Genomic DNA, 6,334 nt, shown 5'->3' on the forward strand with positions numbered 1-6,334 from the left:
CGCGACCGGGTCTGGCAGCATCCCGACCTGCTTCCCGCGGCAGCGGACCTCGACGACCCGGCCGAGTTCATCGATCGGGTCATCGGCGGCGACACCAGCGGGATCGACAGCGCGATCGACCAGGCGATCGCCGAGTTCGAGAGGCAGGCTCCCCCGGACGAGCCGGGCGACACCAACAGCCCGTAGCCCGGCCGCCCCGGATGCCCGGGCGGTGGTCGAACCTGGGCCGCGGCAAAATTCCCTGAGCGGAATCTGTGCGTTGCCGCTTGTAAGACTCAAATTTGTCACTTAGTCTTCGATGACTAAACGAGTCGTCCCAGAAAGAGATCTCATGTATCTAAAACATCGCGCTTATCCTGCGGCTGCTGTCGCCGCCCTGCTCGGCGTCGCCGCGGTCATCGGCGGCCCGGCGCCGGTGCCCGGCCCGAATCCGCACGCGGTCGACATCCTGCTCACCGCCGTCGACGCCGATCCGACCGACATCGTCATCGACTTCGTCCGGCACGGGCAGACGACCAGCGCCGGGTTCGCCGCGGTCGCGTCACAGGGGCTGCCCGGGCATCCGCTCAGCGAGCTCGGCTACCAGGAGGCGCAAGAGGTCGGGGAGAAACTCTTCCACGAGTTCGGCGGCCCGAACGGTGTCGCCGGCATCTTCATCGGGCAGAACCAGCGGATGGGCGAGACGGCGGCGCCGTTCGCCAGCCTCGAGCACATGACCCCGCAGGAGGTGGGACCGTCGCCCACCGACCTGGCCGGGCTGGACGAGATCGGCGGCGGCGTCTACGCCGAGGCGCCGACCAACAGCCCCGGCGACATCGCCTACGAGCTGACCGTGCTGGCCTGGATACTCGGGCTGCGCTCGGTGCCGCTGCCCGGCTCCAACGACTACATCGGGATGCAGTTCGAGGAGAACTTCGGCGGCGCGGTCGACAGCATGTACCAGCACGCCACCGATATCGCCGACCCGGTAATCAGCGCGAACGGCCACATCACCGACGTGGCGTTCTCCGGCGAGGCGGCGATCAGCACCTGGACGCTGATGAACGTCGACAACCCCGACATCGCGATCCTGTTGCCCGCCTTCATCGATTCGCTCTCCGACGGGGCGCAGGGCTTCCTGCCCAACGTCGGCCAGGTCGAGATCGAGGGGAACCCCACCGACGGGTGGACGTTGCTGAGCTTCAACGGAACGGCCATGCCGGCGGATCCGGGCTTGCTGACCGAGCTGGTCGTGGACCTGCGCAACCTGATCACCGCACCGCAGCAGGCCGCCTACAACGTTTTCGAGGCGCTGCTCACCGGCGATTCGACCACCATCGACGATGCGCTGCAGGCCGGCCTGAAAAGCGTCGGCGACGCGATCGGCCAGTTCCCCGGGTCGGTGATCGGCGACATCGTGGACCAGGTGAAGAACCTCGGCACCGATGTCGCGGGCGGGCAGACGTTCACCGACGCGTTCGACGCGACGATCCTCGGGTTGGTCGGCGGTGCCGGCTGACCGCCCTGTGGAGAACTGACTCTCGCCGACGCGGTGGCCGTGGCAGTGTCGGAGCGTGACCGCCGCAGTCGACCAGTACGTCCTCGACCCCGCGCTGCCGGTGCTGCTGCGCCCGGACGGGACGGTGCAGGTGGGCTGGGATCCGCGCCGCGCGGTGCGAATCCGGCCACCCCGGGGGCTGACCGCCACCCGGCTGGCCGCGCTGCTGCGGTCCATGCGGTCACCGGTGGCCGGCGCGACCCTGCACCGCCGGGCCGTCCGGGACGGCCTGGCCGACGCCGGTCAGCTGACCGCGCTGGTCGCCGCCCTGGTCGATGCGGGTGTGGCGACCCGGGACGCCACCGAGGACCCGCCCCGGCGCGCCCGGTCGGCGTCCATCCGAATCCACGGCCAGGGGCCGTTGTCGGACCTGCTCGCCGAGACGCTGCACCGCTCCGGCGCGCGGATCCGGCGCAGCAGCCAGCCGCACGCCGTGCTGGGCACCGCCGGCACCGACCTGGTGGTGCTGGCCGACTACCTGGTCGCCGACCCGCGGATGGTGCGCGAGCTGCACGCCGGCGGTGTCCCGCACCTTCCGGTGCGGATCCGCGACGGCACCGGGCTGGTCGGCCCGCTGGTGATTCCCGGGGTGACCAGCTGCCTGGGCTGCGCGGACCTGCACCGCCGGGACCGGGACGCCGCCTGGCCGGCGGTGGCCGCCCAGCTTCGCGACACGGTCGGCACCGCGAACCGGGCGACCGTGCTGGCCACCGCCGCCCTGGCGTTGGGCCAGGTCAACCGGGTGATCGCCGCGGTGCGCGGCACGGCCACGGCCGGCGATTGCGGGCCGCCGCCGACGTTAGACACCACCTTGGAGGTCGACCCGGCCGGCGGGTCGGTCGTGGCGCGGCACTGGGCCCGGCACCCGCTGTGCGGCTGCTGATAACCGGAGCGGTGACCACGATCGCGGCCCGTCGTGGATGATGGAGCCGTGGCAGACATCAAACGCGGCAGCGCGGCCCGTAACGCCAAGCTGGCCAGCCTGCCGGTCGGCATCGCCGGGCGGGCCGCACTCGGACTGGGCAAGCGGCTGGCCGGCAAGTCGAAAGACGAGGTCACCACCGAGCTGATGGAGAAGGCGGCCAACCAGCTGTTCACCGTCCTCGGTGAGCTCAAGGGCGGCGCCATGAAGGTCGGTCAGGCGCTGTCGGTGATGGAGGCCGCCATCCCGGCGCAGTTCGGCGAGCCCTACCGCGAGGCGCTGACCAAGCTGCAGAAGGACGCCCCGCCGCTACCGGCGGCCAAAGTGCACCGGGTGCTCGACGCCCAGCTGGGCACCAAGTGGCGGGCCCGGTTCAGCTCGTTCGACGACACACCGGTCGCCTCGGCCAGCATCGGCCAGGTACACCGGGCGACCTGGGCCGACGGCCGCCAGGTGGCCGTCAAGATCCAGTACCCCGGCGCCGACGAGGCGCTGCGCGCCGACCTGAAGACGATTCGACGGGTCACCGGCATCTTCAAGCAGCTGGCCCCCGGGGTCGACGTCCAGGGCGTGGTCGACGAGCTGATCGAGCGCACCGAGATGGAGCTGGACTACCGGCTGGAGGCCGACAACCAGCGCATCTTCGCCAAGGCCTACGCCGGCCACCCGCACTTCCTGATCCCGCACGTGGTGGCCAGCGCCCCCAAGACGGTGATTCAGGAGTGGATCCAGGGCGTCGGCATGGCCGAGATCATCCGCAACGGCACCGTCGAACAGCGTGACCTGATGGGCACCCGGCTGGCCGAGTTCACCTGGGACGCCGCCCGCCGCCTGGAACTGATCCATGGTGACGCCCATCCGGGCAACTTCATGCTGATGCCGGACGGCCGGATGGGGGTAATCGACTTCGGTGCGGTGGCCCCGATGCCCGGCGGGTTCCCACCGGAGTTGGGTGAGGCGGTCCGCTTCGCCCACAGCAAGGACTACGACCGGGTCATCGCGGTGATGCGCCGGGGCGGATTCATCCAGAAGGGCCAGGAGGTGTCGGTCCGGGAGATCGACGAGATGCTGCGCCAATACGTCGAGCCGGTGCAGGTCGACGTGTTCCATTACACCCGCAGATGGCTGCAACGGATGGCCGGCAAGCAGCTGGAACGCCCGGTGGAGCAGCTCAAGACCGCGCGCCAGCTGGACCTACCACCGAAGCTGGCGATGCCGATGCGGGTGCTTGCCTCGACCACGGCGATCCTGTGCCAGTTGGACGCGCACGTGCCCACCAGGGCGCTCTCCGAGCAGTTCGTCCCGGGCTTCGCCGAGCCGGACGTCGAGGCGGAGGGCTGAGCCCAACGGCCAACGCGGCCCGGCTGCGTCTGTGATCATGAACGGGTGGCGGACATCACCCGTGGCCGCGCGGCCCGTAACGCCAAACTGGCCAGGCTCGCGGTCAACGTCGCCGGCTGGGAGGCGTTGAGCGCGCTGAATCGACTGGTCGGCAAGTCGAAAGACGAGGTCAGCGCCGAGCTGATGGAGAAGGCGGCCGATCAGCTGTTCACCGTCCTCGGCGAGCTCAAGGGCGGCGCCATGAAGGTCGGCCAGGTGCTGTCGGTGCTGGAGGCCGCTGTTCCCGAAATTCGGCGAGCCCTACCGCGAGGCGCTGACCAAGCTGCAGAAGATCGTCGACGCGCCGGCCCGGGTGGGGATGCTGCACGGCGACGCCCATCCGGGCAACTTCATGCTGGTGCCCGACGGCCGGATGGGCGTGATCGACTTCGGCGCGGTAGCACCGCTGCCGGACGGCCTACCCGTGGACCTCGGCACCATCCTGCGGCTGGCCCGCGACAAGAGCTACGACGAGTTGCTGCCGGTGGCCGAGGAGTTCGGGTTCATCCAGCAGGGTCAGCAGGTCTCGATCGACGACGTCGAATACCAGCTCCGCCAATATGTCGAGCCGGTCGAAGTGGACTTCTTCCACGTCACCCGCGGGTGGCTGCAGCGGATAACCGCGACACCGCTGCAGCGGCCGATCGGCCCGCAGGTGAAGGTGGCGCTCCAACTCGACCTCCCGCCGAACCTGGCCATGCTGTTGCGGGTAGTTGGCTCGGCGACCGCGATCCTCTGCCAGCTGGACGCGCACGTCCCGGTCGATGCGCTGGCGCGGGATCTGCTGCCCGGCTACGCCGAACCCGACCCGGTGGTGGACTGAGCCTCAGGCCGCCACCGGCTCCTTGCGCGGTCGACCCCGCGGCCGTTTGCGGCCGATGACCGCGCCGCGGCGCAATATCTCACCGCCCCACACCCCCCACGGTTCAGCGCGGTCCAGCGCCGCGGCCAGACACTCGCGCCGGATCGGGCAGCCCGCGCAGAGCGCCTTGGCCCGCTCCAGCTCCGCCGGGTCCTCGGCGAAGAACAGCTCGGGGTCGCGATTGCACGGCAGCTCCAGCGGCTTACCGGTGCGGGCTGTCGGTGTCGGTGTCGGTGTCGACATGGTTGGTCACCTGCTTTCCTGGTCGGGCGGATCCGGGGCCAGGTGGCCGGTGGAAAAAAGATGGCCACGGATCCTTGGTCGGGTCCGTGGCCTCGGGATGGATCGAGGGTTAGGGCGAATCCCGACGCACGGACGCGTCGACGGCGGCGGCATGCCACGCCGTCGCGGCGGCGTGGCGGATGCCGGCCGGGCGTACCTCGAGGGCGCTGAACGTGGTCACGGTGGTAGAGGTTAACCGGCGGCGGCCGGGGCGGCAAACGGTTTTTGCGGGTTCGGCGCTCAGCCGCGGCCGCGGACCATGTCGAGCACGTCGGAGCCGAACTGCTCGAGCTTGCGCGCGCCGATGCCGGGGATGGCGACCAGCGCGGTCTCGTCGGTGGGCCGCAGCTCGGCGATGGCGGTGAGGGTGTTGTCGGTGAAGACGATGTAGGCCGGGACCTTCAGCTCGGTGGCGATGCGCAGCCGCCACTCCTTGAGCCGGGTCAGCAGCTCGGTGTCGATCTCGGCGCCGCAGGTCTCGCACCGGCGCAGCATGATCGCGGCCGAGCTGGTCAGTACCCGGTTGCAGACCCGGCAGTGCTGCGGGCCGCCGCGGGCCCGCCGGCGGCTCGGTGCCGCATTGGCGGCGGTCTGCGGTGCGATGCCAGTGAGGAATCGGGACGGCTTGCGGCTGGCCCGCCCGCCCGGGGCGCGGGCCAGCGCCCAGCTCAGCGCCAGGTGTTCCCGGGCCCGGGTCACCCCGACGTAGAGCAGCCGACGTTCCTCCTCGACCGCCTCGCTCTCCGGGCCGTGCGCCAGGGCGTGCGAGATGGGCAGCGTCCCGTCGGCCAGCCCGACCAGGAACACCGCGTCCCACTCCAGCCCCTTGGCGGCGTGCAGCGAGGCCAGCGTGACGCCCTGAACCGTCGGCGGGTGCCGGGCGTCGGCGCGCTGGCGCAGCTCGACCAGCAGGCCCGGCAGGTTGAGTTCGGGGCGTTGGGCGGCCTCCTCGTCGACCAGCTCGGCCAGCGCGGCCAGCGCCTCCCAGCGTTCCCGCGCCTTGGCGCCGGCCGGGGGCTGGGCGGTCAGCCCCAGCGGTTCGAGCACGGTGCGCACGACCTCCGGCAGGCCGGCGTCACCGGTACTGTGGTCCCGCTGGGCGGCCCGCTGCAGCGCCACCAGTGACTGGCGGATCTCCTGGCGGGTGAAGAAGCCCTCCCCGCCGCGGACCTGGTAGGCGATGCCGGCCTCGGTCAGCGCCTCCTCGTACACCTCCGACTGGGCGTTGATCCGGTAGAGCACCGCGATCTCGGCCGCCGGGGTGCCCGACTTCACCAGCCGAGCAATCGATTTGGCGACCGCGGCGGCTTCGGCGTCTTGGTCGGGGTGCTCGTGAAACGACGGCTCCGGG

The 6,334-nt window shown here is 70.9% G+C and carries 6 protein-coding genes and 1 pseudogene; 5 read left to right on the forward strand and 2 right to left on the reverse strand.

Annotation, left to right across the window (positions count from 1 at the left end):
• The 5 genes and pseudogenes from AC2VNT_RS10025 to AC2VNT_RS10045 form a co-directional block, all read left to right on the forward strand.
• Positions 1–186, forward strand: a 186-nt coding sequence (locus AC2VNT_RS10025; RefSeq protein ID WP_486946711.1) for a zinc-dependent metalloprotease, incomplete at its 5' end; no start/stop codon positions are given.
• Between the two features lie 145 nt (positions 187–331).
• Entirely contained in the window at positions 332–1,498 is a 1,167-nt protein-coding gene (locus tag AC2VNT_RS10030) for a histidine phosphatase family protein (protein WP_486946712.1), read from the forward strand.
• Positions 1,499–1,553: 55 nt separating this feature from the next.
• A complete protein-coding gene (locus AC2VNT_RS10035; RefSeq protein WP_486946713.1) occupies positions 1,554–2,420 on the forward strand; it encodes a cyclodehydratase in 867 nt (288 codons plus the stop codon).
• A 33-nt stretch (positions 2,421–2,453) separates the two neighbouring features.
• Positions 2,454–3,800 (forward strand): macrolide-binding ATPase MABP-1, encoded by a 1,347-nt coding sequence (locus tag AC2VNT_RS10040; protein WP_486946714.1) that lies wholly within the window; start codon positions 2,454–2,456, stop codon positions 3,798–3,800.
• A 45-nt stretch (positions 3,801–3,845) separates the two neighbouring features.
• Positions 3,846–4,662 (forward strand): annotated as a pseudogene (locus AC2VNT_RS10045) (phosphotransferase).
• A gap of 3 nt (positions 4,663–4,665) precedes the next feature.
• On the opposite strand, the gene AC2VNT_RS10050 reads toward AC2VNT_RS10045, so the two are convergent.
• Positions 4,666–4,944 carry a WhiB family transcriptional regulator gene (locus AC2VNT_RS10050; protein ID WP_486946715.1) on the reverse strand — a complete coding sequence of 93 codons (279 nt, stop codon included), beginning with the start codon at positions 4,942–4,944 and terminating at the stop codon, positions 4,666–4,668.
• A gap of 279 nt (positions 4,945–5,223) precedes the next feature.
• A partial coding sequence (locus AC2VNT_RS10055) for a 3'-5' exonuclease (protein ID WP_486946716.1) occupies positions 5,224–6,334 on the reverse strand: 1,111 nt, incomplete at its 5' end.

This window comes from Mycobacterium sp. TH-M15 (assembly GCF_057473705.1).

Coding starts and splice junctions, on each gene's coding strand:
- AC2VNT_RS10030 (WP_486946712.1), top strand. CDS start 332: ATGTATCTAAAACATCGCGCTTATCCTGCGGCTGCTGTCGCCGCCCTG.
- AC2VNT_RS10050 (WP_486946715.1), bottom strand. CDS start 4,944: ATGTCGACACCGACACCGACACCGACAGCCCGCACCGGTAAGCCGCTG.